The sequence below is a fragment of the Marinobacter iranensis genome (assembly GCF_029207565.1).
GTDB lineage: Bacteria > Pseudomonadota > Gammaproteobacteria > Pseudomonadales > Oleiphilaceae > Marinobacter > Marinobacter iranensis.
In genome coordinates, this window is sequence record NZ_JANCMW010000015.1 from 34,770 (window position 1) to 51,350 (window position 16,581).

The 16,581-nt window shown below is 59.1% G+C and carries 14 protein-coding genes; 11 read left to right on the forward strand and 3 right to left on the reverse strand.

The window, feature by feature from the left end:
* Positions 1–31 precede the first annotated feature (31 nt).
* Positions 32–2,182 carry a 3-hydroxyacyl-CoA dehydrogenase NAD-binding domain-containing protein gene (locus NLU14_RS19000; protein ID WP_275709534.1) on the forward strand — a complete coding sequence of 717 codons (2,151 nt, stop codon included), beginning with the start codon at positions 32–34 and terminating at the stop codon, positions 2,180–2,182.
* 294 nt (positions 2,183–2,476) lie between these two features.
* The gene (locus NLU14_RS19005; protein ID WP_275709536.1) at positions 2,477–4,651 is read left to right on the forward strand and encodes a carboxy terminal-processing peptidase; all 2,175 of its coding nucleotides are present in this window, start codon (positions 2,477–2,479) and stop codon (positions 4,649–4,651) included.
* Positions 4,652–4,703: 52 nt separating this feature from the next.
* On the opposite strand, the gene mtnA is transcribed toward NLU14_RS19005, so the two are convergent.
* Positions 4,704–5,768 (reverse strand): S-methyl-5-thioribose-1-phosphate isomerase, encoded by a 1,065-nt coding sequence (gene mtnA / locus NLU14_RS19010; RefSeq protein ID WP_275709538.1) that lies wholly within the window; start codon positions 5,766–5,768, stop codon positions 4,704–4,706.
* Between the two features lie 160 nt (positions 5,769–5,928).
* On the opposite strand from mtnA, the gene NLU14_RS19015 reads away from it, so the two are divergent.
* The 8 genes from NLU14_RS19015 to rdgC all read left to right on the forward strand — a co-directional run bounded on the left by NLU14_RS19015 (position 5,929) and on the right by rdgC (position 11,728).
* Positions 5,929–7,269 (forward strand): TRZ/ATZ family hydrolase, encoded by a 1,341-nt coding sequence (locus tag NLU14_RS19015; RefSeq protein WP_275709540.1) that lies wholly within the window; start codon positions 5,929–5,931, stop codon positions 7,267–7,269.
* A gap of 34 nt (positions 7,270–7,303) precedes the next feature.
* Complete coding sequence (ubiG, locus tag NLU14_RS19020) at positions 7,304–8,032, forward strand: bifunctional 2-polyprenyl-6-hydroxyphenol methylase/3-demethylubiquinol 3-O-methyltransferase UbiG (RefSeq protein WP_275709542.1); 729 nt, start codon at positions 7,304–7,306, stop codon at positions 8,030–8,032.
* Positions 8,029–8,700: an HAD family hydrolase gene (locus NLU14_RS19025; protein WP_275709544.1), complete on the forward strand. Its 672-nt coding sequence runs from the start codon at positions 8,029–8,031 to the stop codon at positions 8,698–8,700. Before ubiG ends, NLU14_RS19025 begins: the two co-directional genes overlap by 4 nt.
* A 44-nt stretch (positions 8,701–8,744) precedes the next feature.
* Positions 8,745–9,494: a YciK family oxidoreductase gene (locus NLU14_RS19030; RefSeq protein WP_275709546.1), complete on the forward strand. Its 750-nt coding sequence runs from the start codon at positions 8,745–8,747 to the stop codon at positions 9,492–9,494.
* Positions 9,494–9,727 carry a glutaredoxin family protein gene (locus NLU14_RS19035; RefSeq protein WP_275709548.1) on the forward strand — a complete coding sequence of 78 codons (234 nt, stop codon included), beginning with the start codon at positions 9,494–9,496 and terminating at the stop codon, positions 9,725–9,727. Before NLU14_RS19030 ends, NLU14_RS19035 begins: the two co-directional genes overlap by 1 nt.
* A 12-nt stretch (positions 9,728–9,739) precedes the next feature.
* Positions 9,740–10,510: a peroxide stress protein YaaA gene (gene yaaA, locus NLU14_RS19040; RefSeq protein WP_275709550.1), complete on the forward strand. Its 771-nt coding sequence runs from the start codon at positions 9,740–9,742 to the stop codon at positions 10,508–10,510.
* A gap of 26 nt (positions 10,511–10,536) precedes the next feature.
* Positions 10,537–10,737 carry a DUF2788 domain-containing protein gene (locus NLU14_RS19045; RefSeq protein WP_275709552.1) on the forward strand — a complete coding sequence of 67 codons (201 nt, stop codon included), beginning with the start codon at positions 10,537–10,539 and terminating at the stop codon, positions 10,735–10,737.
* A gap of 61 nt (positions 10,738–10,798) precedes the next feature.
* A complete protein-coding gene (gene rdgC / locus NLU14_RS19050) occupies positions 10,799–11,728 on the forward strand; it encodes a recombination-associated protein RdgC (RefSeq protein WP_275709554.1) in 930 nt (309 codons plus the stop codon).
* Positions 11,729–11,738: 10 nt separating this feature from the next.
* Here the strand turns inward: rdgC and NLU14_RS19055 are convergent, their stop codons facing one another.
* A complete protein-coding gene (locus NLU14_RS19055) occupies positions 11,739–14,483 on the reverse strand; it encodes a bifunctional acetate--CoA ligase family protein/GNAT family N-acetyltransferase (protein ID WP_275709556.1) in 2,745 nt (914 codons plus the stop codon).
* A gap of 171 nt (positions 14,484–14,654) precedes the next feature.
* Here NLU14_RS19055 and NLU14_RS19060 point away from each other — a divergent pair, with 171 nt between their 5' ends.
* The gene (locus NLU14_RS19060; RefSeq protein WP_275709557.1) at positions 14,655–15,581 is read left to right on the forward strand and encodes a histone deacetylase family protein; all 927 of its coding nucleotides are present in this window, start codon (positions 14,655–14,657) and stop codon (positions 15,579–15,581) included.
* Between the two features lie 17 nt (positions 15,582–15,598).
* Here NLU14_RS19060 and NLU14_RS19065 read toward each other — a convergent pair whose 3' ends face one another.
* Positions 15,599–16,513: a flagellar protein MotY gene (locus NLU14_RS19065; RefSeq protein ID WP_420845080.1), complete on the reverse strand. Its 915-nt coding sequence runs from the start codon at positions 16,511–16,513 to the stop codon at positions 15,599–15,601.
* Positions 16,514–16,581: the final 68 nt, after the last annotated feature.

A 16,581-nucleotide genomic window follows, 5' to 3' on the forward strand; every position in this document is an offset into this window, starting at 1 on the left:
CCGACCATTGATTCTGAGAGGAGAACCGAACATGAGCGCCATTCGTTACGACCTGGGGTCAGACCAGATCCTGACCCTGACCATCGACATGCCCGGCCAGTCCGCCAACACCATGAACGCCGATTTCCGCGCAGCGCTGACGGAGACGGCGGGCAAGGTAAAAAGCGATGTCGACAACATTCGCGGCATTATCGTCACCTCCGCCAAGAAAACCTTCTTCGCCGGCGGCGACCTGAAAGAGCTCTTCAAAGTAACCCGCGAGGATGCCGGCTCCTTTGAAGACATGGTCAACAGCATGAAGGCCGAGATGCGGGCCCTGGAAACCAGCGGCAAGCCCATTGTGGCAGCAATTAACGGCTCGGCCCTGGGCGGCGGCCTGGAAATCTGCCTGGCCTGCCATCACCGGGTGGTAATGGACGACGACAGGATCCAGCTTGGCCTGCCGGAAGTCACCCTGGGCCTGTTGCCTGGTGGCGGTGGTACCCAGCGCCTGCCCCGTATGATCGGCCTGGAGGCGGCCTTCCCCTACCTGATGGAAGGCAAAAAGGTAAACCCGAAGGCGGCACTCAAGGCCGGCATTGTTGATGAACTGGCCTCTTCCACCGACGACATGATGGCCAAGGCCCGGGCCTTTATTGAAGCCAACCCGAAAAGCCAGCAACCCTGGGACCTGAAAGGTTTCAAGTTCCCCCGCGGCGCACCCCATCACCCGGCCATGGCCCAGAAGCTGGCGATTGCCCCGGCTATGCTCAAACAAAAGACCAAGGGCTGCTATCCCGCGCCGGGGCGTATCCTCTCCGCCGCCGTGGAAGGGGCCCAGGTGGACTTTGATAACGGCAGCCTGATCGAAACCCGCTATTTCGCGGAACTGGTGACCGGCCAGGTCGCCAAGAACATGACCGGCACTTTCTGGTTCCAGCTCAACGCGGTGAACGCGGGTGAAAGCCGTCCCACAGGTGTGGAAAAAGAAAACTTCCGGAAGGTGGGGGTTCTGGGTGCCGGCATGATGGGCGCGGGCATCGCCTACTCTACTGCAACGCGGGGTCTTGAGGTGGTACTCAAGGACGTATCCACGGAAAATGCCGAAAAGGGCAAAGCCTATTCCGAGAAACTTCTGGCGAAGAAAGTCAGCCGCGGACGCATGACAGAAGAGCAGAAAGCCGAGGTGCTGAACCGCATCAAGGCCACCGGTTCCGCCGACGACCTTGAAGGCTGTGACCTGGTCATCGAAGCCGTCTTCGAAGACAGCGACCTGAAAGCAAAGGTGACCCGGGAAGCGGAAGCGATGCTGATTGAGAACGGCATCTTTGCCTCCAACACTTCCACTATTCCAATTACACAACTTGCGAAAGCCTCGGCCAGACCGGAGAATTTCATCGGCCTGCATTTCTTCTCTCCGGTGGACAAGATGCAACTGGTGGAAATCATCGTAGGCAACAAGACCTCCGATGCTACCCTGGCCCGCGCCTTCGACTATGTTCAGCAGATCGGCAAGATCCCCATTGTGGTGAACGACAGCCGCGGCTTCTTCACTTCCCGCGTGTTCGGCACCTTTGTGAACGAAGGCATCGCCATGCTGGGTGAAGGCATCCATCCGTCCAGCATCGAGAACGCCGGCGTTCTGGCCGGCATGCCGGTGGGCCCGCTGGCGATTTCCGACGAAGTCAGCATGACACTGATGCAGCATATCCGTGACCAGAGCCGGAAAGACACCGAAGCGGCGGGCAAAACCTGGAACGCGCACCCGGCCGAGGCAGTGATCGACCAGATGGTGGGCAGCCACAACCGCAAAGGCAAGGCTGCCGGCGCAGGTTTCTACGAGTACCCGGAATCCGGCAAGAAATACCTGTGGCCGGAACTGGAAAACCTGTTCGTGGACCAGGAAAAGGCCCGGGCCACGGAGCTTCAGGACCTGAAAGACCGAATCCTGTTCATCCAGGCCATTGAAACCGTGCGCTGCCTTGAAGAAGGGGTGCTCCGCACCGTTGAAGATGCCAACATCGGCAGCATTTTTGGTATCGGCTATGCCCCCTGGACCGGCGGTGCCATCCAGTTCATCAATCAGTACGGTGTGAGGACCTTCGCAGAACGGGCAAAGACCCTTGCGAAGCGTTTCGGTGAACGCTTCAACCCGCCCCGCCTGTTGCTCGAAAAAGCTGAAACCAACGCTATTTTCAAATAGGAGGCACAGCCCTTGTAATAGTCCTTGCCGGAGCGGGGCATTCGCGCCCTCCGGCAAGGCGCTTCCCCGCCTTCCAACCTGCCCGCACAGTCACAAACCTGACGACTTCATGGACAGATTGTCACGAATCGAAACTTCCCCGCTATGGCAACCGGTCCGGTGCTTGCCTACAATAAAACCATGAGCCAATCCGGCGATATACAGAAAGCGTATGATCAACCGTCAGCGACCGCGCCTCAGTGGTCCCTCTCCGTAGCGCCCGGTATCGCCACACACCGTCAGGTAACAAAGCTTATGAGCATCGCGGAACGAATGATCACCCGTCACATCATGACAAGGGGTGTGTTTACGCCAGGCAAGAAGACGTTTGCCCTGGCTCTCATGCTTGCTCTTGCCGTACCGGTCTCGGCCAAGCTGGACACCGACAAGGTCTACGAGCCGGTGTCGCCGACGGTGGAGCAGGCCCGCGCTAATATACTGATAGCGCGCCAACTGCAATTCACCCATTTCCGCGATATGAGCATCAACGACTCGCTGTCAGGCGACGTGTTTGATGCCTACCTCAATTATCTGGATGGTCAGCGTATTTACCTGACACAAAAAGACATCGACAAAATCAGTGCGGTTCGTTCAGGGCTTGGCTCGGCACTCAAAACCGGACAACTGCAACCCGGCTTTGACATCTACAACCTTGTTCAGCAAAGAATCATTGAACGCCTGGAATTCGCCCTTGCCCTGATTGATGACGGCATCGACAAACTCGACTTCAGCGCTGACGAACGCATCCTGCTGGATCGCTCCGATGCTGACTGGGAGGCCGACAGGGAAGCCCTCGACGCCCTCTGGGTAAAAAGGATCAAGAACGCCGTTCTCGCCCAGCGCCTCAATGATTCCGACGACGGTTCGATTAAGGAGGCCCTGCGCCGCCGCTACGAAGGTCAGTTAAAGCGCGCCTACCAGGCCCGTAGTGAAGACGCATTCCAGGCCTACATGAATGCCTTTACCGGCATGTGGGACCCGCACACCTCCTATTTCTCCCCTCGCACCTCCGAGAACTTCAACATCAACATGAGCCTCTCGCTCGAGGGTATCGGGGCGGTACTGCAGTCAGACAACGAGTACACCAAGGTGGTACGCCTGGTGCCGGGTGGGCCCGCCTCCAAGCAGGGTCAGCTTGAGCCGGCGGACCGCATTGTGTCCGTCAAACAGGAAGACGAGGAAAAGCCCGTCAACGTTATAGGCTGGCGTCTTGACGAGGTGGTGGACCTGATACGCGGCCCCCGCGAGTCAACCGTGACCCTGGAAGTCATCCCCGCTGATGCCCCGGATGAAACCGTCACCGAAACCATTGCCATCACGCGCGACAAGGTAAAACTTGAGGAACAAAGTGCCAGCAAGGAGGTCATCGAGTTCGAGCGAGACAACGACACCTATCGTATCGGCGTGATCAACATCCCCACGTTTTATGCCGACTTCAAGGCCATGCAGGCTGGCGACCCCAACTACAAGAGCACCACCCGTGACGTTCGCAAGCTGATCGACGAGCTCAAGGCAGAGGAGGTCGACGGCGTGGTGATCGACCTGCGAAATAACGGAGGCGGTGCGCTCCATGAGGCCAATGACCTGGTCGGACTGTTTATCGAGGAAGGACCTACCGTACAGATTCGCAACTCCAACAACGATGTCCAGGTCCTTAACGACGAGGACCCGTCCGTGGCCTATGACGGGCCACTGGTTGTGCTGGTCAATCGCATGAGTGCTTCTGCATCCGAGATCTTTGCCGGTGCCATCCAGGATTATGGCCGGGGCCTGGTTGTCGGGTCCCAGACCTTTGGCAAGGGTACCGTCCAGGCCGTCCGCCCCCTGAACCATGGTCAGTTGAAAATCACCCAAAGCAAGTTTTACCGGGTATCTGGTGGCTCTACCCAACACAAGGGCGTGATTCCCGATATCGAGATTCCCTCCCGCGTGGACAAAACCCGTATCGGTGAGGATGCCCTGGACCGCGCCCTGCCCTGGGACCAGATCGAAGCAGTTCCCCATGCGCGCTACTTCGATTTCAGCGGCATTATCGACGAACTTCGCAAACGCCACGACAACCGGTTTGAAGAGCATCCGGAGTTCAGCCTGCTGCAGAAGGAAATCGAATTCCTCAAACAACAGCGCGAGCGGGAATACGTCAGCCTTAACCTGGAAAAGCGCAAGGAACACCACTCACAAATTGAACGCACCCGGCTGACCATTGCCAACGCCCGCCGCGACATTCACGGCGAAGAGGCCTTCGAAAGCCTGGACGAGTTGGACGACTGGCAAGACCAGCAAGCTGCGGAACCGGACAATGCCGATGACGAGCTGGACTTTATTATCCGGGAAGGTGGCAACATCATGGCGGACATGCTGGAGCTGGATCAGCGCATGGCGTCCATACTGAATCCGAAACAGATCACCGCTCAGGCTCAGGCGCGCTGAGCGGCAAAGGACAGCCAGCGCGGCGAGTGCCCTGTCAGGGATAGACAGGGCCTCAGCTGAACAGCGACTTCATACCGGTCACATTCGGCGTACTGACAATCCCCTTCTCAGTCACGATGACGTCAATCAGGCTTGCCGGTGTCACATCGAATACCGGGTTGAATACCTTCGCCCCCGCCGGTGCGATCGACACACCCCGAATCTGTCTTAGCTCCGTGCCCTCCCGCTCCTCAATGGGAATGTCCTTACCGGATGCCAGAGCCATATCCACGGTACTGGACGGAGCGACGACCATGAATCCGACTTTGTGGTGCCGCGCCAGGACAGCGAGGCTGTACGTACCGATCTTGTTAGCCACATCGCCGTTGGCGGTGATCCGGTCGGCGCCCACGATCACCCAGCGCACATTGCCGGCCGCAAGAATGGAGGCCGCCGCGCCATCTGCATTAAGCGTGACCGGAATGCCGTCCTGCGCCAGCTCCCAGGCGGTCAACCGGCTGCCCTGAAGCCATGGCCGGGTTTCATCAGCGAAAACGTCTTTCAACAGCTTCTTTTCATGCAAGCGGCGAATAACACCCAGGGCAGTACCATAACCACCGGTCGCAAGGGCACCGGTATTGCAGTGGGTCAGCACTGAAAACGGCTTTTCCGCCGCCATATGGGCCAGGGCGTTGTCCGCCATGGCCAGATTGGCAGCAAGGTCTTCTTCGTGAATCTGAACCGCCACTTTGGCAAGGCGCTTCACCGCCTCATCCAGGGAATGGCATCCGGCAAACTCCTGTTCCATTTTCTGGAGCGCCCAGAACAGGTTCACTGCCGTTGGCCGGGAGGCCGCCAGCTCGCGAATGGCCTGCTTGATTTCAGCCTTCCAGTCGCCACCACCGGCATGGCGGGCAGCCAGCGCAACACCATAGGCGGCACTGATGCCAATGGCAGGAGCACCACGTACCACCATTTCCCGAATACACTGGGCCACACCGGAAGCACCCTCCAGAGTAATCCAGTGTTCCTCATCCGGCAGCAGCCGCTGGTCCAGTAGCTCAAGGCTGCCACCGTGCCACCGCATGGCCACGGTGCCAACAGAACGTTCTCGAGCTGAAACAGGGGTACGACTCATTCATTAACTCCTGATGGATTACAAAACAGTAGTATACCTGTGTTGATGCCCTAAACTCAGCCCCCAGGGTAGTTCTCGGCCGGGCCGGTCGCTATACTTCCGGGCTACATTCCCAGGCAACGTGGCCCCGTTCCAGGTTGTACGTACAAAGGCAGGGTAAATGACGGCAGATACCATCACCGCAGCGGACATCCGTATCAACGCACGCTGGCTGATTCCAATCGAACCCGCGGACGTGGTTCTGGAATACCAGGCTTTGCTTGTTCAGGGTGACCGTATTGCCGCCATCGTATCGCAAAGCGAGGCGGACTCCCGCTTCCGTGCCAAGGAAACCATCGACCTCCCCAGCCATGTAGTGCTGCCAGGCCTCATCAATATGCACGGCCACGCCGCCATGTCACTGTTTCGTGGCCTGGCCGATGACCTGCCCCTGATGACCTGGCTTAACGATCATATATGGCCAGCGGAAGGTGCGTTTGTCAGTGAAGAATTCATTGCCGATGGCACGCAGCTCGCCATGGCGGAAATGCTTCGCACCGGCACCACCACGTTTTCCGATATGTATTTCTTTCCGGAAATCGTTGCCCAGCTTGCCCGTGATGCCGGTATGCGGGCCCAGATCTGCTTCCCGCTACTGGACTTCCCCACACCCTGGGGTGCCGGGCCGGTGGACTACCTGACCAAGGGCGAAGCCTTTATCCGCCAGTGGCACGGCGACCCGTTCATCATGCCTGCCATCGGCCCCCATGCGCCCTACACGGTCTCGGACGAGCCACTGAAAAAAGCCGTGGCGTTGTCCCGGGCAACCGGCGCGCGTATCCAGATTCACCTGCACGAAACCGCCTTCGAGGTGGCCGACGCCCTGGAGAAATCCGGCAAGCGCCCCACCCAGCGCCTGGTCGAACTGGAGGTACTGGGGCCCGAAACCCAGTGCGTGCACATGACACAGATCGACGATACCGACTTGTCACTGCTGCAGAAAGCCGGCGCCCACGTTATCCACTGCCCGGAATCCAATTTGAAACTGGCCAGTGGCCTGAGCCCGGTGCAGAAGTTCCGCAACGCCGGAATCAACGTCGCCATTGGCACCGACGGCGCCGCCAGCAATAATGATCTGGACCTGTTCGGCGAGCTCAGTACCGCAGCCATGCTGGCCAAGGTGGTGGCTGACGATGCCTCCGCGCTGTCTGCCCACGAAGCGCTGGCAATGGCGACCATCCAGGGCGCAAAGGCGCTGGGGCGGGACCATGAACTGGGCACACTGGAAGCCGGAAAACTGGCGGACATCATTGCCGTCGACCTGGGCGATCCGTTCCTGCAGCCGGTGTATGATCCCGCCTCACACCTGGTTTACAGCAACCATGGCCGCCAGGTAAGCCATAGCTGGATCAACGGCGTACCCCAGGTACAGGAAGGCAAATTGACCCGTATTGACGTACCAGACCTGATGCTCCGCGTCCGGGGCTGGGCAGACCGAATTCGCGAACAGCAATCCAGCTGACGATCAACATTTCAGCGACCAGGCAGAACGGCACATGAGCAACCACAACGTAGACCAGAACGAAATCGCCAAGTTCGAGGCACTGGCCAGCCGCTGGTGGGACCCCACCAGCGAGTTTCGCCCTCTGCACGACATCAACCCCCTGCGCCTCAATTACATCGATGAGCTCGCGCCCCTGGAGGGCAAACGCGCGCTGGACGTGGGCTGCGGTGGCGGCCTGCTCTCCGAGGGCATGGCACAACGCGGCGCCCATGTCACTGGCATCGATATGGGCGAAGCCCCCTTGTCGGTGGCCCGGCTCCATGGCATGGAGAGTGGTATCAAGGTGGATTACCGCCAGATCACCGTGGAGGAACTGGCTCGGGACCCGGAACACGCCGGCCAGTACGATGTGGTGACCTGCCTGGAAATGCTGGAGCATGTTCCCGACCCGGCATCAGTGATCAGTGCCTGTGCGGCCCTGCTCAAACCCGGCGGGCATCTGTTTGTGTCCACCATCAACCGCAACCCCAAATCCTTCCTGTTTGCCATCATCGGCGCTGAATATGTGCTGCGGCTGCTGCCCAAGGGCACCCATGAATGGCGCAAGTTTATCCGGCCGTCGGAAATGTCGGACCACCTGCGCCACGCCGGACTGGAGATCCGCGATCTGACGGGTATGACCTACAACCCGGTCACCAAAGTCTACCGGCTGGGGCGGGATGTGGACGTGAACTATATGATGCACGCCATCGACACCCGCGAGGAAGACGCGCAATCGTGACTACAGCTCTCTCGTCCGTACCCTCTACCGTCCTGTTTGATCTGGACGGCACACTGATTGATACAGCACCGGATTTCATTCGCTGCCTGAATGAGTTGCGCCAGAGCCACGGGCTTCCGCCATTACCGGCGCCCCATATCCGGCGCTCTGTCTCCAACGGCGCCCGTGCCATGATCCGGGTGGGCTTTGGCCTTGAGCCGGACCACCCGGACTACCTTGAGAAACACACTGCCTTTCTCGACCTGTATGAAGCCGGTGTCGCCGTGGAAACCACCCTGTTCGAGGGCATGGACGACATCCTGAAAAGCCTGGAGGCCCGCCGCATTCCCTGGGGCATTGTCACCAACAAACCGGTTCGCTTTGCCGTGCCCCTGGTCGAGGCGCTGGGGCTTGCCAGCCGCTGTGCGGTTGTGATCTGCCCAGACCACGTTACCCACCGTAAGCCCCACCCGGAGGCACTGCTGCTCGCCTGCAGGGAAATGGGTGCCGAACCGGACACTGCCATATACGTGGGCGACCACGAGCGCGACATTGAGGCCGGACGCAACGCAGGCATGACAACCATCGCCGTACGTTACGGTTATATCGAACAGCCAGAGACGGTTGACCTGTGGCAAGCTGACCTCATCGCGGACACCGTCAGCGACCTGGCAAAACTGTTACAATAATACTCGTAACAGCGTCATTAGCACTTCCCATATGGAGATTCAGTATGCAGGACTACCAAGCACCGGCCGACTTGCTGAAGGAACGCATTATCATGGTGACCGGTGCCGGCAGCGGGATCGGCCGTACTGCGGCAAAAGCCTATGCCGCCCATGGCGCCACTGTCATCCTCGTCGGTCGCACCGTCGCCAAACTGGAATCCGTCTACGATGAAATTGAAGCCGCCGGCTACCCCAAGCCCGCCATTGTGCCGCTGAATTTCGAAGGCGCCGCGGTGAAGGAATACGAAGAGCTGGCAATGACCATCGAAGACAACTTCGACCGCATCGATGGCCTGCTCCACAACGCGGCTATCCTCGGTACCCGCAGCCCGATCGAGCTCTACGACCCGGAAATCTGGAACAAAGTGATGCACGTGAACGCCACCGCGCCGTTCCTGCTCAGCCGGGCCATGGTCCCTTTGCTGCGCAAGTCTGACGATGCCTCGGTGATCTTCACATCCTCCGGCGTCGGGCGTCGGGCCAAGCCTTACTGGGGCGCCTATGCCGTCTCCAAGTTTGCCATTGAGGGCCTGAGCCAGATGCTGGCAGAGGAACTTGATGATGACCGCCATAATGTCCGGGTGAATAGTCTTAATCCGGGCGCTACCCGTACCAATATGAGAGCCACCGCGTATCCGGCCGAGAACCCGGACCAGAATCCGACGCCGGAAGAGCTGATGCCGGTGTACCTGTACCTGATGGGCCGGGACAGCCAAGGCGTGAATGGCCAGCAGATAGACGCACAGCCGAAATAATGGAATTGACGTTCTACACCACATCCCAATGCCACCTGTGCGAACTGGCGGAAGCATTGCTGGTAAACACGCCAATGCCCGAGCCGGTTCCCGTGGACGCTGTGGACATTGCCCAGTCCGAACAACTGGTGAAGCTGTACGGCACCCGGATTCCGGTACTGCGCCGCAACGACACCAGCGAGGAACTGGACTGGCCATTTACCAGGGACCAGTTAATAAACTTTCTTCGATGAGGACTGCCTGACATGTTGATGGTCATTTCGCCCGCCAAGACACTGGACTACGACAGCCCGCTGGCGACCAGAAAAGCAACTCAGCCCGATTTTCTGGATGACGCCTGCGAGTTGGTGGACCAGTTGAAGGAGCTGGACCCCCATGACATCAGCAACCTGATGGGCATCAGTGACAAGCTCGGACAGCTCAACGCGGAGCGTTTTCGTACCTGGCACACCCCCTTCACGCCCGACAATGCCCGGCAGGCGGTGCTGGCGTTCAAAGGGGATGTCTATACCGGCCTGGATGCGGAAAGCTTCAGCGAGAAAGAGTTCGAGATTGCCCAGAAGCGCCTGAGAATTCTGTCCGGCCTCTACGGCGTGCTAAAACCGCTGGACCTGATGCAGCCCTACCGTCTTGAAATGGGCACCAGGTTCGAGAACCGCCGGGGCAAGGACCTCTATGCGTTCTGGGGCAGCAAAATTACCGACGAGCTCAACCGCCTGTTGAAAACAGACGATGGCGTGCTGGTAAACCTGGCCTCCAACGAATACTTCAAGAGCGTACACAAGAAGGAACTGGACGGTCGCCTGGTGACCCCCCAGTTCAAGGACTGGAAAAACGGCCAGTACAAGATGATCAGTTTCTATGCCAAGAAGGCTCGGGGCCTGATGTGCCGCTACGCCATCCAGAACAACATCACCCAGGCCAGCGACCTGAAAGGCTTTGACCTGGAAGGCTATCGGTTCAGCGACGAACAGTCCGACGCCGACAACTGGGTGTTCCTGAGGAACGAACAGTAAACCTTTCACAGAATCCGGAGCCATTAATGAGTGAAGCCGTATTTTCCCAGCTCGCCATGCTGGTCCTTCTCACAGGCCTGATTGTCTGGATGGGATTCATCGTGTGGGACCTGGCCAAGAAGTCCCAGGCCGGCCGGTTTGGCACCATCGCGCTGTTTACCATTCTGGGCGCCGGTGTGGTGGGATTCATCATCAAGACTGTGATGGTGGAAATCATGCAGCTCTGAGTTATCATCCCTCCCCTTTTTCAATATCGACATCATCCAATAGCCAACAAGGACCCGGACCATGTGGTTTCGTAATGCCCGCGTATTCCGTTTTACCAAGCCATTCGAGATAACCGCCGAAGCACTGGAAGAAAAGCTCCAGGCAGATGCCTTCAAGCCCTGTGGTCCCCAAGAAACCTCTCGCCAGGGCTGGGTATCGCCCATGGGCAAACACAGCGACCTGCTGGTTCACAGCGCCGGCGGGTACCACCTGATCGCCCTGCGCAAGGAAGAGAAGCTGCTGCCGGCATCGGTTATCAAGGAACTGGTGGACGAGAAGGCGGAAGTGATCGAGGCCGAACAACACCGTAAGGTGCGGCGCAAGGAAAAAGACGAACTGAAAGAAGAAGTGATGCTGGAGATGTTGCCCCGGGCCTTTTCCAAGAACCGTCGCTGTTACGCCTATCTGGCGCCTGCGGATGGCGTTCTGGTCGTTGATGCCGGCTCTTCCAAACAGGCGGAAGACCTGGCCTCCACTCTTCGCAAGAGCCTGGGCTCCCTGCCCGTTCGCCCGCCCGCGGTGGAACAGGCGCCCACGTTTACCTTTACCGGCTGGCTGAACGAATCCATCGACCTGCCCGCAAGCATCGAGCTGGGCACCGAATGTGAGCTCAAAGATACCTCGGAAGACGGTGGTGTGGTGCGCTGCAAGGGCCTGGACCTTCAGGGCGATGAAATTCGCAGCCATCTGGATGCCGGCATGCAGGTGACCAAGTTGTCCGTCACCTGGGATGATAACCTTTCGTTCGTGGTGGATGAGGAACTGGGCATCCGCCGCCTGAAATTCGGCGACACCCTGCAGGAAAAACTGGACGACGTGGATGCAGACGATGCCGCTGCCCGCTTCGACGCGGCCTTTTCACTGATGACGCTGGAACTGGCCAGGCTGATCCCCGGTCTTCTGGAAGCCCTGGGCGGGGAAGACCGCTCTGCCATTGTGGAAGAAGGCTGATACCCGGCAATCAGTGGGACGTCTGCTCCAGGCGCTCCCGCTGCCAGTCTTTCTCCGGCTCGTTCAGCACCAGGGTAAGGTCCATGACCTCCTCTTCCGGGTTGTAATGGATCTCAAAACCCAGGTGCTCCGCAAGTTGCAGCATCGGGCGATTATCCGGTAATACATCGCCCACCATCTCCACTGTGCCCTTGGCACGGCAGTAATCAATCATCTTCTGCATCAGGGCCACACCCAATCCCTCGCCCTTCATCCTGTCGTGCACCATCACCGCAAACTCGCAGCGCAGGTTGTCGGCGTCTGTCCAGGTTCGCACCGTTCCCAGGGTTTCCTCGCCTTCGCCATCTTCCCTCGGTGCATTGGCGATAAAGACCATTTCACGGTCATAGTCGATCTGCACCATCTGGGCCACGTCTTCACGGGAGAAGTGCTTGCGGTACTGGAAGAAGCGGTAACGGATGGATTCCGGTGACTGGAGCTCGTGGAACGCCCGGTGCGCCGGCTCGTCTTCCGCCAGTACCGGGCGGATAATCACCCGGCGCCCGGATTTCGGCAACACAATCCACTCTTCCAGCTCCCTGGGGTAGGGCTGGATGATAGGCCGTCCGGGCTTGTCTGCCAGATCAATCGCTACGTTCACCGCCACCGTGCCCTGATCGTTGAACAACAGCGGCGAGATTTCCAGCCCACGGATCTCCGGGATATCAATCACGATCTGGGACAGGGTGACCAGAGTTTCAGACACCGCACGGATGTCTTCCTCGGGTTTCAGGCTGTTTTCTTTCAACAGCTTGTACATATAGGTACGCCGCAACAGTTCCCGGGCCAGCACCATGTTCAGTGGGGGCAAGGCTATCTGGCGGTCTGTCATTACGTTGATATGTGCACCTGAAGCACCGCAGACCACCAGCGGCCCGAACAGCTTGTCTCGAGTGATACCCACACTGAACTCAATACCCCCCACGTGTTGATAGGAGCGTTGAACGGCAAATCCGAGGAAACCACTGTCAGGGTAATGCTTCTGGTATTCCTCCATCAGGAAACGGCAGGAGTCCATAATGGCCCCTTCGCTGTTCAGCTTCTGCACCGTGCCCTTGTACCGGCGCTGACCAGGACTGAGTTCAACCAGCGGGTGACAGGCTCGCTCATGAATAAGGGTAATGTCCACCGGCCGTCGCTCCACCGCAAACGCCTCCAGCACCTCTTCCACATCGTCGCAGTAGATAGTGTCCACGGTGCTAATGCCGTAGTCGCGAATCACATCCCGGGCTTCCCGGTTGGACAGGTGGTTTCGTCCATTACGAATGGCGCTGACCACCACCCGGCGGGTCTGTGTTCGGTCGGCCAGGTGGTCGGTAAACGATTCCGGCGTTTCCGTCAGCAGCCGCTGCACACGCTGGTGGCGCACATGCTGCATGAACGCCATCACCGCCTTTTCGGGGTTGAAGAACGAGGGCACGCCGGCTCGGTAGAACTCGTCGCGAGCATCCAGTACCGTGCTCTGTCCCAGCCAGCAGGTGAACACGTTCAAGCGTGTTCCTTTAGCTGCCTGCACCACGGCATCGGCAATCTGCAGGCTATCCTGGGTCAGGCTGGGCGCGTACATCACCAGCACATTGGCCACTTCCGGGTCCCTGGCGAGAACCTTTATTGCCTGGGCGTAGCGCTCCGGCGAGGCATCGTAGCCGAGATCGATCGGGTTTTTACGTGTCCAGTACGGGGGCAGCAACTCCGCCAGGGAATCAATCGACTTGCCAGACAGTTCCGCCAGTTCCCCTCCCAGATAGGCCAACCGGTCCACCGCCAACACGCCGGGGCCAACACCGTTGGCCATAATCGCCAGGGTTTCCCGCCGCAACGGGCGCATTCGTGTCAGGGTTTCCAGGGCATCGAACATCTGCCCCAGCCCGTCCACACGCAGCACACCGGCACGCTGCAGCATGGCGTCGTATATCGGGTCGCTTCGGGTCAGTCCGGCAGGCAATTCGTGCGGAAACCATTCGGATTCCGGCACCCGGCCGCTTTTCACCGCAATCACCGGTTTGGTGCGTGAAGCCACCCGCACGGCGGACATGAAACGGCGCGGATTGGGAATATTCTCGATGTGAAGCAGGATAGCGCGGGTCTGGCTGTCCTGGGCGAGATAGTCGATCAGGTCGTCGTGGTCGATATCCATGCCATCGCCCAGTGTCAGGAAATAGGAGAACCCCACCCCACGAGCAAACGCCCAATCAATCACCGAACTGGCGATGGTACCGGACTGGCCCACAAACGCGACCTTGCCGGGAATGGCCCCCATATGGGCGTAGGTGGCATTCAGGCTGCGAGCAGGCACCATCAGGCCAATCGTGTTGGGCCCAAGTACCCGGATACCGGTTTCCCGGGCGGCATCGCGGACCGAATACATCAACGGCTGGCCGGTTTTACTGTGACTCCGGGACATGCCCCCGGTCATCACAATCGCGGTTCGTACGCCGGCCTCCCCCAACCGTTTGATCATCTTCGGCACGGTGTCCGGGGGCGTACAGATAATCGCCAGGTCGGGGCTGAACCCCATGCGGGAGACTTTCTTGGCGCAAGGCACGCCGTGTACGTTGTCGTAATCGTTCTGGTTAACCACCATCAACCGGCCAGGATAGCCACCGCCCAGCAGGTTCCGGAGCACCATGCCACCCAGGTTATCCGCCCGTTCCGAGGCGCCGATAACCACTATGGAAGAGGGATTGAAAAGGCTTTCCAGATAACGGGTGCTCAAGCGTCGCTCCTTGCTGAGGTTGGACCGGGCGTATGTACACCTATCTTAGGCGCTTGTTTACCGATGTAAAACGGCTATCACCGCCATAAGACCAAAGAAACGCAGAAACACGTCAGTATCCCTGATAATATTGGGCAAAATACAAGCACAACCAGAGCGTTCGGGACCAGCATGACGACGGGATTCTTCTCTCACGACGACTGCATGAAACACGATATGGGGGCGGAGCATCCTGAGTCCCCGGAGCGGCTTGCAGCCATTACCAGTTACCTGGCCGACACTGGCCTGGCGCAGGACCTGGACTGGGTAAGGCCGGATGAAGCCACCCGGGACCAGTTGCTCACCGTTCACCCCGAGCGCTACCTGCACCAACTGGACCTGATGCAACCGACCAGGGGGCGCGTGTACACCGACCCTGACACCGCCATGATGCCGGATACCCTGAGGGCAGCACGCCTGGCCGCTGGCGCCAGCATCGAAGCGGTGGACATGGTGCTCTGCAGCCAGCTGACCAATGCCTTTGTCTGTGCCCGGCCACCGGGGCACCACGCCGAACGCAGCAAGTCCATGGGCTTCTGCTTCTACAACAACATTGCCCTGGCCGCCATGCGGGCCCTGAATTTCCACCATCTGGAGCGGGTAGCCATCATTGATTTCGATGTGCACCAGGGCAATGGCACCGTGGATATCGTGGGCGGCGATGAGCGTATCCTGATGTGCTCCAGTTTCCAGCACCCGTTCTACCCGCACTCCCACGTACATCGGCAAGCCGAGAACATCATCAATACACCGATCCAGGCGGGTACACCAGCGAATGAGTACCGCAAAACAGTGGAGGCGGCCTGGCTGAAACGGCTGCAGGACTTCCGCCCCCAGTTGGTACTGGTTTCCGCCGGTTTTGACGGCCACCGGCTGGACCCGATGGCGGAACTGAACCTGGAAGTGGAAGACTATCGCTGGTTGACGGAAATGATCACCAGCGTGGCCAGAGACTCTGCCAACGACCGGGTAATCTCAACCCTTGAAGGCGGCTATCACCTCAGGGCGTTGGCCGAGAGTGTGAACGCCCACCTGGAAGTGCTCAGCGCGATCCGCTGAAGGCAACCGCTGGCACATCAGGTGTTGGGCATTGCGGCATCGTAGCCGTTAGCCTGTTGCAGATCCGGCCGTTCACCTTCCCGCTGCAGGCGGATAGTGGTGCGCCGGTTGTCCGCCGGCTGGCGTGATACCGGGTACTGGTCCGCATGGGCCCGGACGGTCAGTATATCGGCATTGATGCCCTGACCGATCAGGTAATCCGCCACCACATTGGCTCGTTCCTCCGACAACGCCCGGTTGTCGATACGGCTGCCGCTGCTGTCGGTGTGCCCGTCCACGAAAACTCGCTCCACAGTGGAATCCGCCTGCACGTAAGTCACAATATTATCCAGAAACCGCATATCGGCTTCGGAAAGACTCGTGCTGCCTGAACTGAAAGGAATGCGGGAGCGCTTGATCTGATCGTAGTTGACCGGCAACAGCCCCGCCGTGCAGGTGCGATAGCCGGAAAACTGGCCGGCGAAGTTAATGTTGGAAACCTTCACCCGAACCGGACTGCCGTCATACCAGGACTCACGGGTGACCGTTGGATCCATCCCCTCCAGCAACCCCTGAACCAGTACCATAGCCTGGCGGGAGTCCAGTGACACCGGCCGCCGGCTGTCATTCACGTTCACCCGGCCCAGCGGACGGGGCGCAGTTCCCGGGCGCCACGACGGCGCCTCTACGATCAGCATCCCCTGGCCCGGCCGCATCAATGGCGTTTCCGATTCCAGGTAGAAAGACAGAGACTCCCCCGCTTTGTGCCGAAACACAGCACGTCCATAGCCCGGAACCTGGTGCACCAGGGTGCATTCGAACACGGATTCCGACAGATACCACTGGCTGTTTTCAATACCGGCACCATAGGTGGCAGCCTGTGCCGCCACAGGAGCGGCCATCAACGCACTGAAAGCGACTGCGCCACGAAGGAAGGCGGGGATTCGTGCCATACCATTAACCCGTCAAAGAAGATTCACTACCCTCGTAACGGCCGAAACAGGCCTTTCTTTAGGGCGCC